This window comes from Amycolatopsis bartoniae, assembly GCF_014191255.1.
GTDB classification, from domain to species: domain Bacteria; phylum Actinomycetota; class Actinomycetes; order Mycobacteriales; family Pseudonocardiaceae; genus Amycolatopsis_E; species Amycolatopsis_E bartoniae.
Map to the genome: position 1 here is coordinate 256,615 of NZ_JACHWH010000006.1, position 17,501 is coordinate 274,115.

Sequence of the window (17,501 nt, forward strand, 5' to 3'; positions counted from 1 at the left end):
CCGGAAGGACTGGCTGGAACGTTCGCTGCCGACCTTACCGGGATTTCATCCGCGGCGGACCCGGGAAACGCAGGCGAGCAGTTGCTGTCCGCGGGCGAGGCAGTCGGCGCAGATCACCGCGTCCCCCGGCAGGCAGCGCATCCGCGGCAGCGGGCGGCGGCGCAGGAACAGGGTGCGCCGCTCGTCGCGGCCGCAGAACTCGCACTCCAGCCCGGGCGCGGTGACCAGGCGCGCGAGGTTCAGCTCGCCGAGGAAGCGCTCCTGCCCGTCGCGGCACAGCCAGGTCCCGACGTGGAGGCAGTCGGGGCAGATCGGCCCGCGCGGGCCGGGGGCACGGCGCACGCCGTCCGTGCCGGTCCTGCCGCAGAACCGGCACGGCGCGGTCCGGCCGTTGACCAGGTACTCGGTGCTCTCCGCAGGCTCCGGCGGTGCCGCGTGCCCGATGGTCCCGGTCCTCTGGCTGATGTCGATGGCCTCGGCCGTCATGCCCCGCGCGTCCTTTCCCCGTTCCGATCCAGCACTCCCTGCCCGAGGGGTTCCACCGACACGGCCAGGCAAAACGTGCCCCTTCGCTGCTTACTGTCCGCAACGATTCGGCAGAGTTCCCCCGGTGGCGCGACCCGTCCGGGGTAGGTTCCGCGTCATGCGGAAACCGAGGGGGGTCTCGCTGCCGTGGTCGCGCGCGCCGCGTGCCGCGCTGGGGGGCAAGCTCACGCTGGTCGTCGCGGCGGTGACCGCGCTGCTGTCGTGTTTCCTGGCGGGGTCGGCGGTGCTGATCGGAGCCGCGGCGGGCGGCGCGGCGACGGACTACCAGGCCGCGGCGGTGTGCCCGGACTCCTACGGGCCGGTGTTCTCGCGCGCCGGGCTGCCGGTGGAGCAGGCGCCGGTGGTGGCCGACACCGTGCGGCGCCAGGCCGCGGCCCACGGTTTCCCCCAGCCGGTGACGTCGCTGTTCGCCGGGGTCCTGACGCACGTCGACCTCGGGCCCGCGACCGGCCGCAAGATCAAGCTCAGCTACCGCGACGGCGCGCTCGGCCAGGTGCAGCAGCTGCAGGGCGGCGGGGCCGGGCTGTGGGTCGGCGACGACCTGACGCGGTTCAGCCCGGTGCGGCCGGGTGATCCGGTGAACGTGCTCGGGTTCGCGCTGCCGCCCGTGGCCGGGGTGTACCACGCACTGACGGTGCCGCCGCCGCGCTGGTGGTGCTCCCAGCAGACGCTGGCGACGGTGTACGCCTACGCCAACGACCCCATCCACACCGTCGCGCTGGCCGGTGACCAGCGGACGTTCGACGCCGCCGTGGCCACGCTGGGCCTGCCGACGCTGGACTTCACGGTCTCCTTCTACCTCGACCCGCCCCGCACCACCGGGGAGGCGCGGGCCGACCTCGACCGCTCACGCGAGCTGATCGACGCCGTGCGGGCGGACCTGCGGCGCCAGGGGCTCGGGGACGTCGTGGCGATGCAGATCCCGTTCGAGCGTTCGCTGCAGATCGCCGGGCAGGCGGAGCACAACGTGCTCGTGTCGATCCTGCCGCTGGCCGCGATCAGCGTGCTGGTCGGGTTCGGCGCGGTCGCGACCGTGGCGTTGCAGTGGTACCAGCGCCGCCGGACGCAGGTGCGGCTGCTGGCCGCGCGCGGCTCCAGGCCGGCCGCGCTGGGCGGGCTGGCGGTCGCCGAACTGGGCCTGCCGGTGCTCGCCGGCGGAATCGTCGGGATCGTGCTCGCCCGGGTCGCGCTGCCGCTCTACGCCCCACCCGGGCAGATCGGCACCGGCAGCCAGGTCGCCGCGGCGGGGATCGCGCTCGGGGCGCTGCTGGTGTCGCTGCTGGTGCTGGGCGTGGTCGTGGCGGTGCGGACGCACCGCGACTTCCAGGTGGGACGCCGTCCCGTGCGTGCGCTGAGCCGGCGGCTGCTCGCGTTCGTGCCGTGGGAGCTGGCCACCGCGGGGCTGGCGGTGCTCGGCTGGAGCAGGCTCGCCGGCTACGGCGCCTCCTCCCGCCAGGGCACCCCGCTGCCGCAGGTCGACCCGCTCGCCCTGACCTACCCGGTGTTCGTGGTGCTCACCGCCGGGCTCGTCGCGGCGCGGCTGGTGTGGCTGCTGCTGCGGGCCTCGCACCACGTGCGGTGGTGGTCGAAACCGCCGCTGCAGCTGGCGATCCGCCGCCTCGCCGGAGCCCGGGCCCCGGTGACCGGGGTGCTGGTGGTCGGGGTGCTCGCGATCGGCACGCTCGCCGCGGGCAGTGGCATCGCGCGGGGCCAGCACACCGCGCTGGACGACAAGTCCGGCATCCTCGTCGGCGCGAACAGCCGGGTGGACGTCGAAACCGGCGTCGGGCTGGGCACGATCACGCTGCCGCCGGATCTGCGCGGCACCAGCACGGTGGCGGGCCGCACGAGCGGGACCGGCAGCGTCGTGCTGGTCGTCGACCCGGCGACGTTCGCCTCCGCCGCCTACCTCGGCCCGCTGCGCGACCGGATCACCGAGCTGCTGCCGAAGCTCACCACACCGGTGCCCGGTGGCCTGCCCGCGCTGCGCATCGGGCACGCGGCGACCCAGTCGGCCGCGCTGCCGGGGCTGCCGCCCGCGGTGACGGTCGCCGACCTGCCGTGGTTCCCGCTGCTGGGCGGCAACCTCGGCTACGTCGTGTCCCGCACCGCGCTCACCCCGGCGCAGCTCGCGGCGATCCCGCAGTGGAGCCTGCTGTCGCAGCAGCCACTCGAACGGGTGTCGGCGGCGCTGTCGGGCGCCGGGCTCACCCAGATCGACCGCACCAGCCGGGACGGGGCCGTCGACGCGCTGCCGTTCTACGTCGTGGAGTGGACCTTCTCGTTCGTCACCGTGCTCGGCGGGGTGCTGGGGGTGGTGGCGGTGCTGGCGCTGCTGGTCGCGGTGGAGGTGCGGCGAAGGCAGAACGCCCTGGCCGGGGCGCTGGTGCTGCGGATGGGCATGCGGGTGCGGACGCTGTTCGGCAGCCACCTGATCGAGCTGGGCCTGCTCGCGGGGCTCGCCGCGGTGGCGGGCGTGGTGTGCGGGGTGACCGTGGCGGGCCTGGCGGTCCCCCGGTTCGACCCCGTGCGCTGGCTCGCGCCCCGCTCCGCGCTGCCCGACCAGACGATGTTCGTGCTCGCCGTGCTCGCCGCCGGGGTGCTCGTGGTGCTGCTGGCGGGCTGGCTCGCGGTGCGCTCGGTGCGCACCGCCCGGACCGTGGAGCTGCTGCGTGGCTGACGCGATCTTCCGGCTGGACCGGATCGGCGTGGACTACCCGACCCCCGCGGGCACCGTGACCGGCCTGCACGACGTGAGCATCGACGTGCCGCGCACCGGGATCACGGTGTTCGCCGGGCCGTCCGGCTCGGGCAAGTCGACCCTGCTGCGGGTGCTGGGCCTGTTCGAGCGCCCCGCCCGCGGCGTGCTGTGGTTCGACGGCGTGGACACCGGCGCGCTGCGGCACTCCGGGCGGCGCGCGCTGCGGCGGGAGCACCTGGGGCTGGTGTTCCAGAACCCGGCGGAGAACCTGCTGGACTACCTGAATGTCGGCGACAACCTCCGCGCCGCCGCCCAGTCCGCGCGCCGCTCCTGCGCACCGGAGGAGATTCTCGCCCGGCTGGGGCTCGGCGGGACCGGCGACTGGCACGTCTCGGCCCTGTCCGGCGGGCAGCAGCAGCGGCTGGCGTTCGGCTGCGCGATGGCCCGCGGCTCGTCGGTCATCCTCGCCGACGAGCCGACCTCGCAGCTGGACGAGGCCTCGGCCGACCTGGTCCTGGACACCCTGCGCTCCCTCGCCGGGCAGGAGTTCGCCGTGCTCGTCGCCTCGCACGACGACCGGCTCATCGACCTCGGCACCCGCGTCGCGCGCCTGCGCGACGGACGACTGGAAGGAGTCGAGCAGCGATGAGCTCCCCCGCGTTGCACGCCTTCGGGCTGCGCCGCCGCTTCCGCCACCCCAGCGGGGACGTCGAGGTGCTGCGCGGCCTCGAACTGTCGGTCGACGCCGGGGAGCTGGTGACCGTGTCGGGCCGGTCCGGCTCCGGCAAGAGCGCGCTGCTGGCGTTGCTGAGCGGGTTCGACGAGCCCGACGCCGGGCGCGTGCTGCTGGCCGGGGTCCCGATCGACGGGGCACCACCGTGGCACACCTGCGCCGTGCTGCCACAGGCGCTCGGGCTCTCCGCCGAGCTGACCGTCGCCGAGAACGTCGCGCTGCCGCTGCGGCTGCGCCCCGGCGGCGAGGACATCGAGCAGCGGGTGCGCGGGTTGCTGACCGATCTCGGGGTGGCGCAGCTGGCCGACCGTTATCCCGGGGAGGTGTCGTTCGGGCAGCAGCAGCGGGTCGCGCTGGCGCGCGCGGTCAGCGGGCGGCCGAAGGTGCTGCTCACCGACGAGCCGACCGCGCACCTGGACAGCGGCAGCATCCCGGCGGTGCTGGAGTTGTTGCGCGACTGTGCCTCGCAGGGCGCCGCGGTGATCGTCGCGACCCACGACGACGCCGTGCACGCCATCGCCGACCGGCGGGTCCGGCTGGTCGACGGCGTCCTCGCCGCCGCGTGATCACTCCGTAGACTGCGCGGTGATGCGACGGTTTCGGTGGTGGATCGGTGGGGGCGTCCTGCTGTTCGTGGTCGCACTGGTCGCGATCTTCGTGTTCTCCGGGCCCGGCACGCCGCCGGGCCCGGTCAGGCGGCCCGGGCCGCCGGGGACGGGTCCGCTGACGATCGTGTCGCTCGGCGACAGCACGCTGTCGGGTGAGGGCGCGGGCGGCTACACCGCCGACACCAACGGCACGAACGGCGACTGGTGCCACCGCTCCCCGCACGCGGAGGTGTTCCAGACCCACGTGCCGGGCGTGACGGAGGAGAAGAACTTCGCCTGCTCGGGCGCCCCGGCGGGGCAGGTCGCGCTCGGCGACACGAAGCAGTGGACCGAGCCGTCGCAGGCCGGGCAGCTGGCGAACCTGGTGAAGGACCACCGGGTGGCGGTCGTGGTGGTCGCCGTCGGCGCGAACGACGACCCGCACTTCTCGGCGCTGGTCTCCCAGTGCTTCCAGTCGTGGTTCCTGCCGGGCAACGCCCCGTGCAGCACGACGGTGCGCACGACGTGGCGGGACCAGGTGAACGCGATGGTGCCGAAGGTGGTCTCGGCGCTCGCGGACGTGAAGAAGGTGCTCGCGCAGGCCGGGTACGAGCCGGGTGACTACCAGCTCGTGCTGCAGTCCTACGCCGCCCCGATCGGCCCTGGCATTCCGGCGGACCTGCAGAACCTCAATGGCTGCCCGTTTCGCACGGAGGACCTGACGTGGGTGCGCGACGAAGGCGTGCCCGTCCTGTCCGCGGGCCTCGCGCGGGCCGCGACGCAGGCCGGGGCGCGGTTCCTGGACCTGTCGCGCGCCGGGCGCGGGCACGAGGCGTGCAGCGGCGGCGCCGACGCGAGCAAGGAGTGGTTCAGCAGGCTCACCCTGCAGCTCAACGACCTCACCGACGCCGACCGCGCCAGTCACGCGCTGCAGGAGTCGTTCCACCCCAACGCGAACGGGCACGCCCAGATCGGGCACTGCCTGACGGAGTTCCTCGCCACCGCCCTGCCGTCCGCGGCGTGCCTGGCGGGCGCCGACGGCGACCTGCACGCGGCGGCGACCGTCGCGACGCCCGCCTAGAGGTCCAGCGCCGCGCGCAGCGCCGCGTCGACCTGGTCCTGGACGCCCGGCTCGATCTCCGCGACCCGCTCGACGAGCCAGCCGCGGTAGAGGCGGGTGAGGAACAGCGTGGAGATCCACAGCCGCGAGTCCAGCGCGACGCCGAGGATGTCCTGCGGGTCCTGTTCCAGCAGCTCGGTGCCCAGCAGCCAGGGCCGTTCGGACTCGTTCACCCCGTCGGAGGACAGGATCAGCACCGTGCGTTCGCGGGCCTGCTGCGTCGGCGGACGGTAGGTCCAGACCTCACCCCTCCGCACGCAGCTCCTTCTCCGCCGCCGCGACCTCCGCCTCGTCCGCTGCCGCCAGCCGCTCGGCTGCCTGCGCGTTCTGGCGCGCCGGGCGATACCCGGTGCGCACCGCCTCGCGGCGGGCGGCCTTCGACAGCCACGACGACAACGACACCCCGTGCGCCTTGGCCGCCCGCTCCGCGTATTCCACCGCGGAGGCGTCCAGCGACAGGGTCACCTTCCGTGTTGCCATACCTTTTACCGTACTCGCCCTACGCCTCGGAGGACAGCGTCGGCGTGCGGCCCTCGAACGGGGTCGACAGCACCACCGTCGTGCGGGTGGAGACCTTCGCCGATTCGCGGATGCGGCGCAGCAGGTCCTCCAGCGCGCGCGGCGAGGCCACCCGGACCAGCAGGATGTAGGACTCGTCCCCGGCCACCGAGTAGCACGACTCGATCTCGGTGATGTGCTCCAGCCGCTGCGGGTAGTCGTCCGGGGCGGCCGGATCGTTCGGGGTGAGCGAGATCAGCGCGGTCAGCGGCAGCCCGATCAGCTCACCGTCGAGCTGCGCGGTGTACCCGCGGATGACGCCACGCTGCTCCAGCCGCCGCACGCGCTGGTGCACGGCCGACACCGACAACCCGACCCGTTCGGCCAGGTCGGTGAAGCTGCAGCGCCCGTCCAGCGCGAGCTCCCGCGCGATCGCCTGGTCCAGTGGCTCCAGCGGTCCGGAGGTGCTGCTCATGCGTCGAGCACGACGAGCTCGTGCGGCTGGTTGTTGAGCGACTCCACACCGGTCTCGGTGACCACCACGATGTCCTCGATCCGCGCGCCCCAGCGGCCCGGCTGGTAGATGCCCGGCTCCACGCTGAACGCCATGCCCGGCTCCAGCGCCAGCGTGTTCCCGCCGACGATGTAGGGCTCCTCGTGCACGTCGAGGCCGATGCCGTGGCCGGTGCGGTGGATGAAGTACTCACCGAACCCGGCGTCGGTGATCACCTCGCGGGCGGCGGCGTCGATGTCCTGCGCACTCACCCCCGGCCGCACCGCTTCGACCGCGGCGCGCTGGGCGCGCTGCAGCACCGCGTAGGTCTCGGCCACGTCGGCGTCCCGCGGCTCGCCGACCGCGTAGGTGCGGGTGGAGTCGGAGTTGTAGCCCTCGGGCAGCGGGCCGCCGATGTCGACCACCACCACATCGCCGCGCTCGATCACGCGGCCGGACACGTCGTGGTGCGGGCTGGCGCCGTGGGGGCCGGAGCCGACGATCACGAAGTCGGCCAGCGCGTGGCCCTCCTCCACGATCGCCGCGGCGATGTCCGCGCCCACCTCGGCCTCCGTGCGGCCCGGCCGCAGCCACTCGCCGACGCGCGCGTGCACCCGGTCGATCGCGGCACCGGCCCGGCGCAGCGCCTCGACCTCCGCGGCGTCCTTGCGCATCCGCAGCTCCCGCACCACCGGCCCGGCGAGGGTCTGCTCGGCGTCACCAAGCGCGGCACGGAACGCCAGCACGTGCAGGGCCATCGTGTTGTCGCTGACCGCGACGCGCCCCGGCTTGCCGAGCCGGTCGGCGACCAGGCGGTACGGGTCGTCGCCGTCCACCCACGTGACCAGCTCGACGCCGAGCGCGTCGGTGGGCACGTGCGCGTAGCCGGGCGCTTCGAGCTTCGGCACGACCAGTGCGGGCACGCCGTCACCCGCGGGCAGCACGAGGGCGGTGAGCCGTTCGAAGGAGCCGCCGGCCTCACCGAGCAGGTAACGCAGGTCCGATCCCGGGGCGATGAGCAGCGCGTCGGTACCGGCACCGGCCGCCGCCTGGCGGGCGCGGTCCAGCCGGGAGCGCAGCAGGGTCGGGTCGACGGGCGGGCTCTGCGGGGATCGGCGTGACATAGCAGGAAGGTTAACCGCCCCGGGCCCGCCGGGATGCTCAGGTGGGGGCACGGGTCACTAGACTTCCCCCGCCCGGTACCCCATCCCAGGAGCCCATGAAAACCCGCATCGCCACCGCTGTCCTGGCCGCCGCGCTGCTCACCGCCTGCGCCCGCGACCCCCAGCCCGCGAGCCTGCCCCCCGCCCCCAGCGCCACGTCCACCGCCACGTCCACCGCCGTGGCCGAGCCGTGCGCTTCGGTCATCACGCGGATGAGTGAGCGGGAGCGGCTGGCGCAGCTGCTGGTCGTCGGCGTCGACCCGGCCGATCCGGACGCCGCGGTGCGGCTCGTGCGCGAGCAGCAGGTGGGCGGGGTGTTCATCGGCGGCAACGCCACGGCGCTACTGCGGAACAACGCCCTGGACGCGGTGCAGCACGCCGCCCGGTGGGGCGTGTCGATCGCCGTGGACGAGGAGGGCGGCCGGGTCCAGCGCATCGACGAGCTCGACGGCACGCTGCCCAGCGCCCGCACGATGGCCCGCACGAAGACCGTCGACCAGGTGCGCGCCGCCGGGCGCGAACGGGGTGCGCAGCTGCGGGCGCGCGGGGTCACGGTGGACTTCGCGCCGAGCCTCGACGTCAGCTCCCAGCCCGACGACGGCCCGATCGGCGACCGGTCGTTCAGCAGCGACCCGGCCGTGGTCCGCGCCTACGGGCTCGCCTTCGCCGCCGGGCTGCGCGACGCCGGGATCACGCCGGTGTTCAAGCACTTCCCCGGGCACGGGCACGCGGAGGGCGACTCCCACGCCGGTCAGGTCACCACGCCCGCACTGGCGTCCCTGCGCACCGTCGACCTGGTGCCCTACCAGGACGTCGCCGGGTTCGACGGCGGCGCCGTGATGGTCGGGCACCTCACCGTGCCGGGCCTGACCGACGGCGTGCCCGCGTCCCTGTCTCCCGCCGCGTACCGGCTGCTGCGCGAGGACTACCACTTCACGGGCCCGGTGCTCACCGACGACCTCGGCGCGATGAAGGCGATCACCGGCACCTACCGGCTGCCCGACGCCGTGCTCCACGCACTGCTCGCGGGCGCGGACCAGGCGCTGTGGTCCTCCGGCGGGAACGTGAGCGCGGTGCTCGACCGGCTGCAGCAGGCCGTGGACTCCGGTGAGCTGCCCGCCACGCGGGTCACCGACGCGCTGGGCCGGATCCTGCCCGCGAAGCACGCCTGCGGCTGACCAAGATCACCGGCGCCGGTTTCGCCCTATACTGGCTCGTCATGCCGACCGCCGTGACCCTGCGCTGGCTGGGCCGCCCCACCCGGGGTGAGCCCGCCGAGCTGCTGCGTGCGCTGGCGCCGCTCACCGCGCGGTTCGAGCCCGCGCTGGGGCCACCCCGCGTGCACACCGCGTCCTATCTGGACACCGCCGACTGGCGGTTGCGCCGCCGCGGCCTGGAACTGACGCACGAAGGCGCCTCCGGACCGGGTTCGCTCGTCCTCGGCGCGCACGCGGTCAAGCTGACCGAGCCGCCCGCCTGGCCGGCCCGGATCGACGGGCTGCCGGAGGGGGACCTGCGGGAGGCGGTCGCGGGGGCGATGAGCGTGCGGGCGATCGCGCCGAAGGTCCGCAGCCGGACGGTGTGGCGCGAAATCGTGCTGTGCGACGCCGAGGGCGCGGAGGCCGGGCGCCTGCGGTGGGCCGAGGCGACGACGCTGCACCCGGTGCGAACCCCGCCCGTGGTGCGCGTGACCGTGCACGGCAAGCGCCGGGTGGCGCGCACGCTGCTGGAGAGCGGCGAGTTCGAGCCCGCCGACGGCAGTGCCTACGACGACCTGCTCGCCGCGTGCGGCCTGCCGGAACCGCGCCCCACGGGGATCACCCCCGGCATGCCCGCCGACGCCGCCGTGGCGACCGCGCTGCTCGGGTTCGCCGACGCGATCAGCGCGAACGTCGAGGGCACCCTCGACGACGTGGACCCCGAGTTCCTGCACGAGCTGCGCGTGGCCGTGCGCCGCACCCGGTCACTGCTGAAGGTCGCCGGGGACGTGCTGCCCGGCAACCTCGCCGCCCGGTTCGCGCCGCGGTTCAAGGAGCTGGGCGACCTCACCACGCCGACCCGCGACCTGGACGTGTACCTGCTCGACTTCGACGCACTGGCCGCCGGGCTCACGGTCGCCGGACCCGCCGTGCTCGCCCCGTTCGGCGAGTTCCTGCGCGAGCGCCGGGACACCGAGCGGAAAACCCTCGTGCGGGGACTGCGCGCCCAACGGTTCACGCGGCTGCTCGAAAGCTGGCGCGCCACGCTCAACGGCGTCGTGACCACTCCCACGGCACATTCCACTGTGGACGACCTGGCCGCGAACCGGTTGCGGCGCAACGCGAAACGCCTCGTGCGCCACGCCAAGGCCATCACCGGAGACTCCCCTGCCGAGGACGTGCACACCCTGCGCAAGCGCGCCAAGGAACTGCGCTACGCACTGGAGGTCTTCGGCCCGCTGTGCGAACCCGGACCGCACCGCACGGCCGTCAAGGAGCTCAAGCGGCTGCAGGACGTGCTCGGCGCGTTCCAGGACGGCGAGGTGCAGAGCACGACGCTCCGGGCCTACGCGCAGGAGATGCTCCACAGTGGACTGGCCGATGCGCCGGTGCTGCTGGCGATGGGCGAGCTGCTGGCCGGGTTCGTCCGCCGGGAACGCGAGGCGCGCGACGAGCTGACCGGCGCGCTGGCCCGGTTCCTGAGCGCGTTCACGCTGCCGGTGTCCTGACGCGCCGCAGCATCGGGGAGGTCAGCGCGCACACCGTCGCCAGCAGCCCGAGCGCGACGCCGAGGGCGAGGCGGGCGCCGTCCGTCGGGTGGGGCGGGCGGAAGAACGCGGCGCCCAGGACGGCCACCCCGACGGTCGCGCCGAGCTGCTGCACCGCGTTGAGCAGCCCGGACGCCGAACCCGTCTCGTGCGGGGCGACGCGGGACAGCGCGTTGGCGAAGAACGGCACGGTGAACACCCCCAGCCCGACACCGGCGACGAGCAGCGGGGCCGCGAGGTACCACGCCGGGGCGGCGGCCGGGACCCGCAGCAGCACGGCGACCGCCGCCACGCCGAGCACCACCAGCACCACCCCGGCCCGCATCACCCGCGCCCCGAACCGCGGCACCAGCACCAGGCCGGTGGTCAGCGACCCGAGGGCGAGCCCGCCCGACCACGGCAGCATCGACAGCCCCGCGCCGAACGCGCTCGCGCCACCGGACGCCAGGAACACCACGAGCACGAACATCACCCCGTTGAGCACCGCGAAGAACAGCAGCGACCCGGCCAGCGACGCCGGGAACACGCCGTCGCGGAACAGCCCCGGCTCGACGAGCGGATACGCCGCGCGGCGCTGCTGCCCCGCGAACCCCGCCAGCACCAGCACGCCACCCGCGAGGCAGCACCACGTCCACGCCGGCCGGCCCGCGTCGGTGCCCTGCACCAGCGGATACACCAGCAGCCCGGTCGCGACCGCCACGAGCACGGTGCCGAGGCCGTCCAGGCGCAACGCGTGGGGCGAGCGGTCCTCACGCAGCAGCGGGCAGGCGAGCAGCGCCGCCACGCCCAGCGGCACGTTGACGAGGAACACCGACCGCCAGCCGAACGCGTCGGTCAGCGCACCGCCGGACAGCGGGCCCGCGACGGCGGCCAGCGCCATCACCGGGCCGATCGTGCCCAGCGCGGCGCTCAGCTCCCGTCCGGTGAACATCGCGCGGATCAGGCCGAACGTCTGCGGGACGAGCAGCGCGGCGCCCGCGCCCTGCACCGCGCGGGCCGCCAGCAGCACGCCGATGCCGGGGGCGCACGCGCACAGCGCCGAGCAGACGACGAACACCGCGAGCCCGGTGGCGAACACCCGGCGGCGCCCCAGCAGGTCGCCCAGGCGCCCGCCGCTGATCAGCAGCACCGCGAACGGCAGCGTGTAGCCCGCGGTGAGCCACTGCAGCTGCCCGGCGCTCGCGCCCAGCTCGGTCCGGATCACCGGGGCGGCGACCTGCACGATCGTGGCGTCGAGGAGGTTCATGGCCTCGGCGACGAGCAGCACGCACAGTGCCGCCCGCCGCCGGGCGTAGGGGATCGCGGTCATGACCACGACGGTAAGAAGAACCCCGTCTCGCTCTCCGCATTCAGCGGCAATCTGGACGATTTCCTCCATCGAGGACGCTCTATGCTGCGGAACATGCCACTCGACGAGCTGGACCGCGGCCTCGTGCACGCGCTGCACCTCGACGGGCGGGCGCCGTTCACGCTCATCGCGGACGTGCTCGGCACCTCCCAGCAGACGGTGGCGCGCCGGTACCGGCGGCTGCGCGAGGAGCACGGGCTTCGCGTCGTCGCCCGGCTCGCGCCGCGCAAGGTCGGGCAGGTCGAGTGGTTCGTGCGCCTGCGCGCCACCCCGGACGCCGCCGTCGAAGTCGCCCGTGCCCTGGCCGCGCGCGACGACACCACGTGGGTGCAGCTGACCTCGGGCGGCACGGAGATCGTGTGCCTCACGCGCGTGCCGGGGACCCAGGCGCCGGACGCGTTGCTGCTGCACCAACTGCCCCGCACCCCGCGCGTGGTCGCGGTGTCGGCGCACTGCCTGCTGCGCATGTTCGTCGGCGGACCCGTCGGCTGGGCGGCCCGCGCCACCGCGCTGAGCCCCGAACAGGCGGCCCGGCTCACAGCCGAACCGGAAGCGGACACCGGCGAGTCCGTCGACCTGAGCGGGGACGAGCCGCTGTTCACCGCGCTGGCGCGCGACGGGCGGGCCACCTTCGCCGACCTCGCCGCCGCGACCGGGCAGGCCGAGCCGACCGTCCGGCGGCGGGTGCACGACCTGCGCCGGACCGGCGTGCTGTACCTCGACATCGACCTCGACCCCGCCGCGCTCGGCTACCACGCCCCAGCGCTGCTGTGGCTGTCGGTGCGCCAGCCGCGGCTGGCCGCGGTCGCCGAGGCGCTGGCCCGGCAGCGGGAGGTCGCGCTCGTGGCCGCCACGACCGGGCCGACGAACCTGCTCGCGAGCGTCCTGTGCACCGACGCCGACGCGCTCTACACCTACCTCGCGGACACCCTCGCCACGATCGAGGGGGTCGGACACGTCGAGAGTGCGCCGATCATCCGCACGCTCAAGCGGACGGCCTGACTACGGTAGGGCTCTTATCCCACTGAAGGAGACCGATGGACCCCTTGGAGACGACGCGCAGGTCCCTGCACGGCGTGGCGGAGCTGGTGCTCGCCGGACCGCAGTACCGGCGCAGCGGCCGGATCCGGCTGCGCGTCACGCCGGGCGGCTTCGGCACCACGCTCGACCCCGCGCTGCGGGTCGACGGCGCGGAGCTGGTCGCCGGCGCCCGCCGGATCTCGCTGTCCGGCCGCACCTTCGCCGAAGTGGCGCGCGACGCCGAGGTGGAGCCGGGTGCGCCGGAGGGCCTCTACTCCGACGGTTCCGGCGTGCGGGTGGACGAGCCGATCGTGCTGGACTTCGCGGTGCTGGAGACGATCCTGTCGGCCTACGCCGCCGCGGACGCGGCGCTGCGGGAGTTCGCCCCGGGCGAGGAACCCGTGCTGTGGCCGGAGCACTTCGACGTCGCGGTGACCGTGGACGAGGTCAACTACGGCGTCTCCCCCGGCGACGGCTACCTGCCCGAGCCCTACGCCTACGTCGGCCCGCACCGGCCGCGGCAGGGGCCGTTCTGGAACGCCCCGTTCGGCGCCGCGCGGCCCGTGCGCGAGCTCGGCGACCTCGCGGAGTTCTTCGCCGAAGGCCGAGCAGCCGCCGCATGACGCCAGGAAAGCCGGGGCAGCCCGGCGAGTGCGGACCGCCCCGGCGTGGAGCAATCGAGCGGACGCTGGCCCCGACCGGTCGTCGCGACTGCTCCCCTGCGAGCGGCGTGAGTCCCCGGTGGAGCGCCGCCCGCCCCCGTCGTGCCGTTGCCCCGAGCACCGGCACGCGAACCAGTCTGCGCCGTTCGGTCCAGTGTGGATACGGCCGGAAGTCCCAACCCCGCGGGGACCAAGGCTCCCACCCGTTCGGGTCGTTTCCGGTGATCGACCGGCGGGAAGCGTGGTGCGCGTGAGCGCTCCGGAAGGGGTGCGCGCGACGGCGCTGCTCACCGCGTACGCCCGCGCCCAGGAGTCGGCGCGTCCGGACCGGCTGTTCGACGACCCGTGGGCGCGGCTGTTCGTCCGGGAGGCGACCGCCTTCACCGGGGAGGGGCTGCCGCGCATGGGGATGGCGCGCGACGAGAACATTTCCCCGCTGTGGCATGCGTTCAGTTCCTACTTCGCCGCCCGCACCCCGTTCTACGACGAGCGTCTGCGGCGGGCGGTCGAGGCCGGGGCGCGGCAGGTCGTGCTGCTCGGGGCCAGTATGGACACCCGCGCCTACCGGCTCGGGCTGCCGGGCGGCACGACGGTGTTCGAAGTGGACAGTGGGTCGGTGCTGGAGTTCAAGAACGGCGTCCTGACGCGTCACGGCGCCCGGGCCACGTGCCGGCGGGTACCGGTGCCGGTGGACGTGCGGGACGCGTGGGACGGTCCGCTCGTCGAGGCCGGGTTCCGCCGGGACGAGCCGGTGGTGTGGCTCGCCGAGGGCCTGCTGATGTATTTCACCGCGCAGGAGAGCGACCGGCTGCTGGCGAGGGTCACGGCGTGCTCCGGGGAGCGCGCGCTGCTGCTGACCGAGTATCCGGCGCGGATGGTGGACGAGGCGACGATGACCGCCCGCGCCACCGACGAGGCTGAGCGGATCTCGGCGATGATGATGGCGAACGTGGTGCACTCGGGGCCCGGCGGCGAGCCCGCGGAGTGGCTGGCGCGCCACGGCTGGGCCGGTGAGGTCACCGACATCGCCGCGCAGCTGCGGCGCTGGGGGCGCGACGTGCCCGACGTGTTCGCCGACGCCCCGGACCGCGTGCCGGTGTGGCTGATGGCCGCGACCCCGGGTCAGGGCACCACGCGGTAGTGCGTGGTGAGCCGCTCGTCGTCGTCGAGCACGTGGAACGCGACGGCGGGCGGCAGGTCGTAGTCGAGCACCGGCCCGGACTCCCACGGCAGCCGCAGCGTCGAGACGATGCCGGGAGCCACGCGCAGGGGTTTGCCCGCGAAGGTGGTCGCCGCCCCGGTGTGGGCGTGCCCGCACAGGAGCGCCGCGACCCGCGGATGCGCGGCGATCAGGTCGGCGAGGCGGTCCTCGCGCTGCTGGCGGATCTCGTCGACGAAGGGACTGTGCAGCCGCACCGGCGGGTGGTGGAAGCACACGAACACGGGGGCGTCGCCCGCGCCGTCGAGGACGTCGCCGAGCCAGGCGAGGGTTTCGTCGTCGAGCAGGCCCTCGTCCCGGCCGGGGATCGACGAGTCACACAGCGCGAACACGGCGCCGCCGGCGTGGTGGACCTGGTTGACCGGGCCTCCCGAGGCCGGTTCACCGAGCAGCACCTGCCGGTAGGGCTCCCGCACGTCGTGGTTGCCCGGGCAGGTGAACACCGGGACCGGGGACTTCAGCGCCGCCCGCACCTCCTCGTACTCGGCCGGGGTGCCGTGGTCGGCGAGGTCGCCGGTGACCAGCAGCGCGGTGACCGGCTGCGACAGGGTGTTGACGTAGTCGAGCACGCGCGCCGCGCGCTCGGCCCGGACCGGGCTCCCGTCGAGGTGGGGGTCGCTGACGTGGGCCAGCACGATCATGGCGGTCGCCTCCTGGGAAGTCGGTCGTCCCGGCCAGGCTAGAGCACTTCTCCCCGCGCTCGAACCAGTTAATTCGCCGGACGAATCGACGAACATGTTCGTTCCGAACTTGTTCGTCACGAACATGTTCGTTACAGTGGTGGCATGACAGCCGCGCCGTCCGGTCCCTCCCGCAGCCGCCGGGAGCGCCCGGCGAAACCCGCCCTCACCCGCGCCGGGATCATCGCGACCGCGGTGGCCCTGCTGCGGGCGGAGGGGCTGCAGAAGGTGACCATGCGGCGTCTGGCGCAGGAGCTCGACACGGGGCCGGCGTCGCTGTACGTGTACGTGGCCAACACCGCGGAGCTGCACGCGGCCGTGCTGGACGAGCTGCTCGGCACGGTCGACCTGGCACCGGTCCACGCGGGCGGCGACTGGCGCGAGCGCATCCTCGCGGTGCTGACCTCCTACACCGCGGTGCTGTTCGACCACCCGAGCCTGGCGCGGTCGGCGCTGCTGGCCCGCCCCCGCGGCGAGCACTACCTCCAGCTGCTGGAGGGGCTGCTGTCGCTGCTCGACGAGGGCGGTGTCCCGCCCGGTCAAGCGGCGTGGGGTGTGGACGTGCTGCTGCAGCACGCCACCGCCACCGCGGCCGAGCACGCGGGCCGGGACGACGAGGCCGACCAGGCCGACTGGGACGCGGTCGCCCGCGCCGTGCGGGAGGTGGACGCCTCCCACCCGCACCTCGCCGCGATCGGCGAGGACCTGCTGTCGGGCAGCCCGCCCGAACGGCTCACCTGGGGGTTCCGGGTGCTGCTCAACGGCATCGCCTACACCCCGCGGACTGCCAAGGAGAAACCATGACCCACCACCCGATCGCCATCGTGGGCGCCGGGCTGAGCGGCCTCACGCTCGCCCGCGTGCTGCACGTCCACGGCGCCGAAGCCGCCGTGTTCGACCTCGCCTCCGGCCCGCACGACCGCCCGCAGGGCGGCATGCTCGACATCCACGACGACTCCGGCCAGGAGGCGCTGCGCGCCGCCGGGCTGCACGAGGACTTCCGGCAGCTCGTGTTCCCCGGCGGGGAGGCCACCCGCGTCCTCGACTCCCGTGGCACGGTGCTGTTCTCCGAGGGGGACGATGACCGGGGCCGGCCCGAGGTCGAGCGCGGGCAGCTGCGTGACCTGCTGCTGGGTTCGCTGCCCGCGGGCACTGTCCACTGGGGAGCGAAGGTCACCGGGGCCCGCCCGCTCGGCGGTGGCCGCCACGAGGTCACCCTCGCCGACGGCACCGCGTTCACCACCGATCTGGTCGTGGGCGCCGACGGGGCGTGGTCGCGGATCCGCCCGCTGGTGTCCGAGGCGGTGCCGGTCTACACGGGAATGTCCTTTGTGGAGCTGGACCTGTTCGACGCCGACCGCCGCCACCCCGGGTGCGCCGAGGTCGTCGGGGACGGCATGCTCTTCGCGCTCGGCGAGGGCAGGGGATTCCTCGCGCACCGCGAGCCGGACGCCAGCCTGCACGTGTACGTCGCGATCCGTGGCGGTGACCTCACCGCCACGGAGGTCACGAAGGATTCGGTGCTCGCCGAGTTCGACGGCTGGGCCGAGAGCCTGCGCGCCCTGGTGACCGAGGCCGACGGCCCGCTGGTCCCCCGCGCGATCCACGCGCTGCCGGTGGGGCACCGCTGGGACCGCGTGCCCGGCGTGACGCTGCTGGGTGACGCCGCGCACCTGATGTCGCCCTTCGCCGGAGAGGGCGCGAACCTCGCCATGCAGGACGGCGCGGAACTGGGCCTCGCGCTGGCGGCGCACCCGGGCGACACCGAGGCCGCGCTCGCCGCGTACGAGCAGGACATGTTCGCCCGCGCCGGGGAGTCCGCCGCCGGGTCCGCGCAGAACATGGAGCTGCTCTTCCGCGCCGACGCCCCGCACGGCCTGGTGGAGGCGTTCGCGGGGTTCGCCGCGCAGGCGGCCGGGTAGCGGCGGGATCCCGCCTGCGCTGAGCCGCGGCACACGGCCGCCTGGCGGCGAGCTCTGGTCCGG

General features: G+C 74.5%; 18 protein-coding genes. 11 read left to right on the top strand and 7 right to left on the bottom strand.

Annotation, left to right across the window (positions count from 1 at the left end; translation table 11 throughout):
* Positions 1–45 precede the first annotated feature (45 nt).
* The gene (locus FHX82_RS26550) at positions 46–486 is read right to left on the bottom strand and encodes a hypothetical protein (protein WP_145934345.1); all 441 of its coding nucleotides are present in this window, start codon (positions 484–486) and stop codon (positions 46–48) included.
* A 157-nt stretch (positions 487–643) separates the two neighbouring features.
* On the opposite strand from FHX82_RS26550, the gene FHX82_RS26555 reads away from it, so the two are divergent.
* Genes FHX82_RS26555 through FHX82_RS26570 form a run of 4 tightly spaced genes read left to right on the top strand, consistent with a single transcriptional unit; the run spans position 644 to position 5,648 of the window.
* Positions 644–3,226, top strand: coding sequence for an ABC transporter permease (locus FHX82_RS26555; protein WP_145934346.1), 2,583 nt, complete (start codon positions 644–646; stop codon positions 3,224–3,226).
* On the top strand, positions 3,219–3,896 hold the full coding sequence (locus FHX82_RS26560) for an ABC transporter ATP-binding protein (RefSeq protein WP_229880248.1): 678 nt from the start codon (positions 3,219–3,221) through the stop codon (positions 3,894–3,896). Before FHX82_RS26555 ends, FHX82_RS26560 begins: the two co-directional genes overlap by 8 nt.
* Positions 3,893–4,546: an ABC transporter ATP-binding protein gene (locus FHX82_RS26565; protein ID WP_145934347.1), complete on the top strand. Its 654-nt coding sequence runs from the start codon at positions 3,893–3,895 to the stop codon at positions 4,544–4,546. The genes FHX82_RS26560 and FHX82_RS26565 overlap by 4 nt, the downstream gene beginning before the upstream one ends.
* A 22-nt stretch (positions 4,547–4,568) precedes the next feature.
* A complete protein-coding gene (locus FHX82_RS26570; protein ID WP_145934348.1) occupies positions 4,569–5,648 on the top strand; it encodes a GDSL-type esterase/lipase family protein in 1,080 nt (359 codons plus the stop codon).
* On the opposite strand, the gene FHX82_RS26575 is transcribed toward FHX82_RS26570, so the two are convergent.
* Genes FHX82_RS26575 through FHX82_RS26590 form a run of 4 tightly spaced genes read right to left on the bottom strand, consistent with a single transcriptional unit; the run spans position 5,645 to position 7,802 of the window.
* Positions 5,645–5,944: a hypothetical protein gene (locus tag FHX82_RS26575; protein ID WP_145934349.1), complete on the bottom strand. Its 300-nt coding sequence runs from the start codon at positions 5,942–5,944 to the stop codon at positions 5,645–5,647. The two genes, FHX82_RS26570 and FHX82_RS26575, sit on opposite strands and share 4 nt — an antisense overlap.
* Complete coding sequence (locus tag FHX82_RS26580) at positions 5,931–6,167, bottom strand: hypothetical protein (RefSeq protein WP_145934350.1); 237 nt, start codon at positions 6,165–6,167, stop codon at positions 5,931–5,933. The genes FHX82_RS26575 and FHX82_RS26580 overlap by 14 nt, the downstream gene beginning before the upstream one ends.
* A 19-nt stretch (positions 6,168–6,186) precedes the next feature.
* Positions 6,187–6,660, bottom strand: coding sequence for an Lrp/AsnC family transcriptional regulator (locus FHX82_RS26585; RefSeq protein ID WP_145934351.1), 474 nt, complete (start codon positions 6,658–6,660; stop codon positions 6,187–6,189).
* Positions 6,657–7,802 carry a M24 family metallopeptidase gene (locus tag FHX82_RS26590; protein WP_145934352.1) on the bottom strand — a complete coding sequence of 382 codons (1,146 nt, stop codon included), beginning with the start codon at positions 7,800–7,802 and terminating at the stop codon, positions 6,657–6,659. Before FHX82_RS26590 ends, FHX82_RS26585 begins: the two co-directional genes overlap by 4 nt.
* A gap of 95 nt (positions 7,803–7,897) precedes the next feature.
* Between FHX82_RS26590 and FHX82_RS26595 the strand changes: the two genes are divergently transcribed.
* Both FHX82_RS26595 and FHX82_RS26600 read left to right on the top strand, forming a co-directional pair.
* On the top strand, positions 7,898–9,019 hold the full coding sequence (locus FHX82_RS26595; protein WP_183176850.1) for a glycoside hydrolase family 3 N-terminal domain-containing protein: 1,122 nt from the start codon (positions 7,898–7,900) through the stop codon (positions 9,017–9,019).
* Positions 9,020–9,060: 41 nt separating this feature from the next.
* On the top strand, positions 9,061–10,548 hold the full coding sequence (locus tag FHX82_RS26600; protein ID WP_145937831.1) for a CYTH and CHAD domain-containing protein: 1,488 nt from the start codon (positions 9,061–9,063) through the stop codon (positions 10,546–10,548).
* Here the strand turns inward: FHX82_RS26600 and FHX82_RS26605 are convergent.
* Positions 10,529–11,896 (bottom strand): MFS transporter, encoded by a 1,368-nt coding sequence (locus FHX82_RS26605; protein WP_145937832.1) that lies wholly within the window; start codon positions 11,894–11,896, stop codon positions 10,529–10,531. The genes FHX82_RS26600 and FHX82_RS26605 overlap by 20 nt on opposite strands.
* Positions 11,897–11,989: 93 nt before the next feature.
* Between FHX82_RS26605 and FHX82_RS26610 the strand changes: the two genes are divergently transcribed.
* The 3 genes from FHX82_RS26610 (at position 11,990) to FHX82_RS26620 (ending at position 14,758) form a co-directional block, all read left to right on the top strand.
* Positions 11,990–12,937 carry an Lrp/AsnC family transcriptional regulator gene (locus FHX82_RS26610; protein WP_145937833.1) on the top strand — a complete coding sequence of 316 codons (948 nt, stop codon included), beginning with the start codon at positions 11,990–11,992 and terminating at the stop codon, positions 12,935–12,937.
* 35 nt (positions 12,938–12,972) lie between these two features.
* Positions 12,973–13,578 carry a hypothetical protein gene (locus tag FHX82_RS26615; protein ID WP_145937834.1) on the top strand — a complete coding sequence of 202 codons (606 nt, stop codon included), beginning with the start codon at positions 12,973–12,975 and terminating at the stop codon, positions 13,576–13,578.
* Between the two features lie 289 nt (positions 13,579–13,867).
* On the top strand, positions 13,868–14,758 hold the full coding sequence (locus FHX82_RS26620) for an SAM-dependent methyltransferase (protein ID WP_183176851.1): 891 nt from the start codon (positions 13,868–13,870) through the stop codon (positions 14,756–14,758).
* Here the strand turns inward: FHX82_RS26620 and FHX82_RS26625 are convergent.
* Positions 14,740–15,477, bottom strand: a complete 738-nt coding sequence (locus tag FHX82_RS26625) for a metallophosphoesterase (RefSeq protein ID WP_145937836.1) — start codon at positions 15,475–15,477, stop codon at positions 14,740–14,742. The two genes, FHX82_RS26620 and FHX82_RS26625, sit on opposite strands and share 19 nt — an antisense overlap.
* Before the next feature lie 144 nt (positions 15,478–15,621).
* Here FHX82_RS26625 and FHX82_RS26630 point away from each other — a divergent pair, with 144 nt between their 5' ends.
* Positions 15,622–16,320: a TetR/AcrR family transcriptional regulator gene (locus tag FHX82_RS26630; protein ID WP_145937837.1), complete on the top strand. Its 699-nt coding sequence runs from the start codon at positions 15,622–15,624 to the stop codon at positions 16,318–16,320.
* A complete protein-coding gene (locus FHX82_RS26635; RefSeq protein WP_145937838.1) occupies positions 16,317–17,438 on the top strand; it encodes an FAD-dependent oxidoreductase in 1,122 nt (373 codons plus the stop codon). The genes FHX82_RS26630 and FHX82_RS26635 overlap by 4 nt, the downstream gene beginning before the upstream one ends.
* The last annotated feature ends 63 nt before the right edge of the window (positions 17,439–17,501 follow it).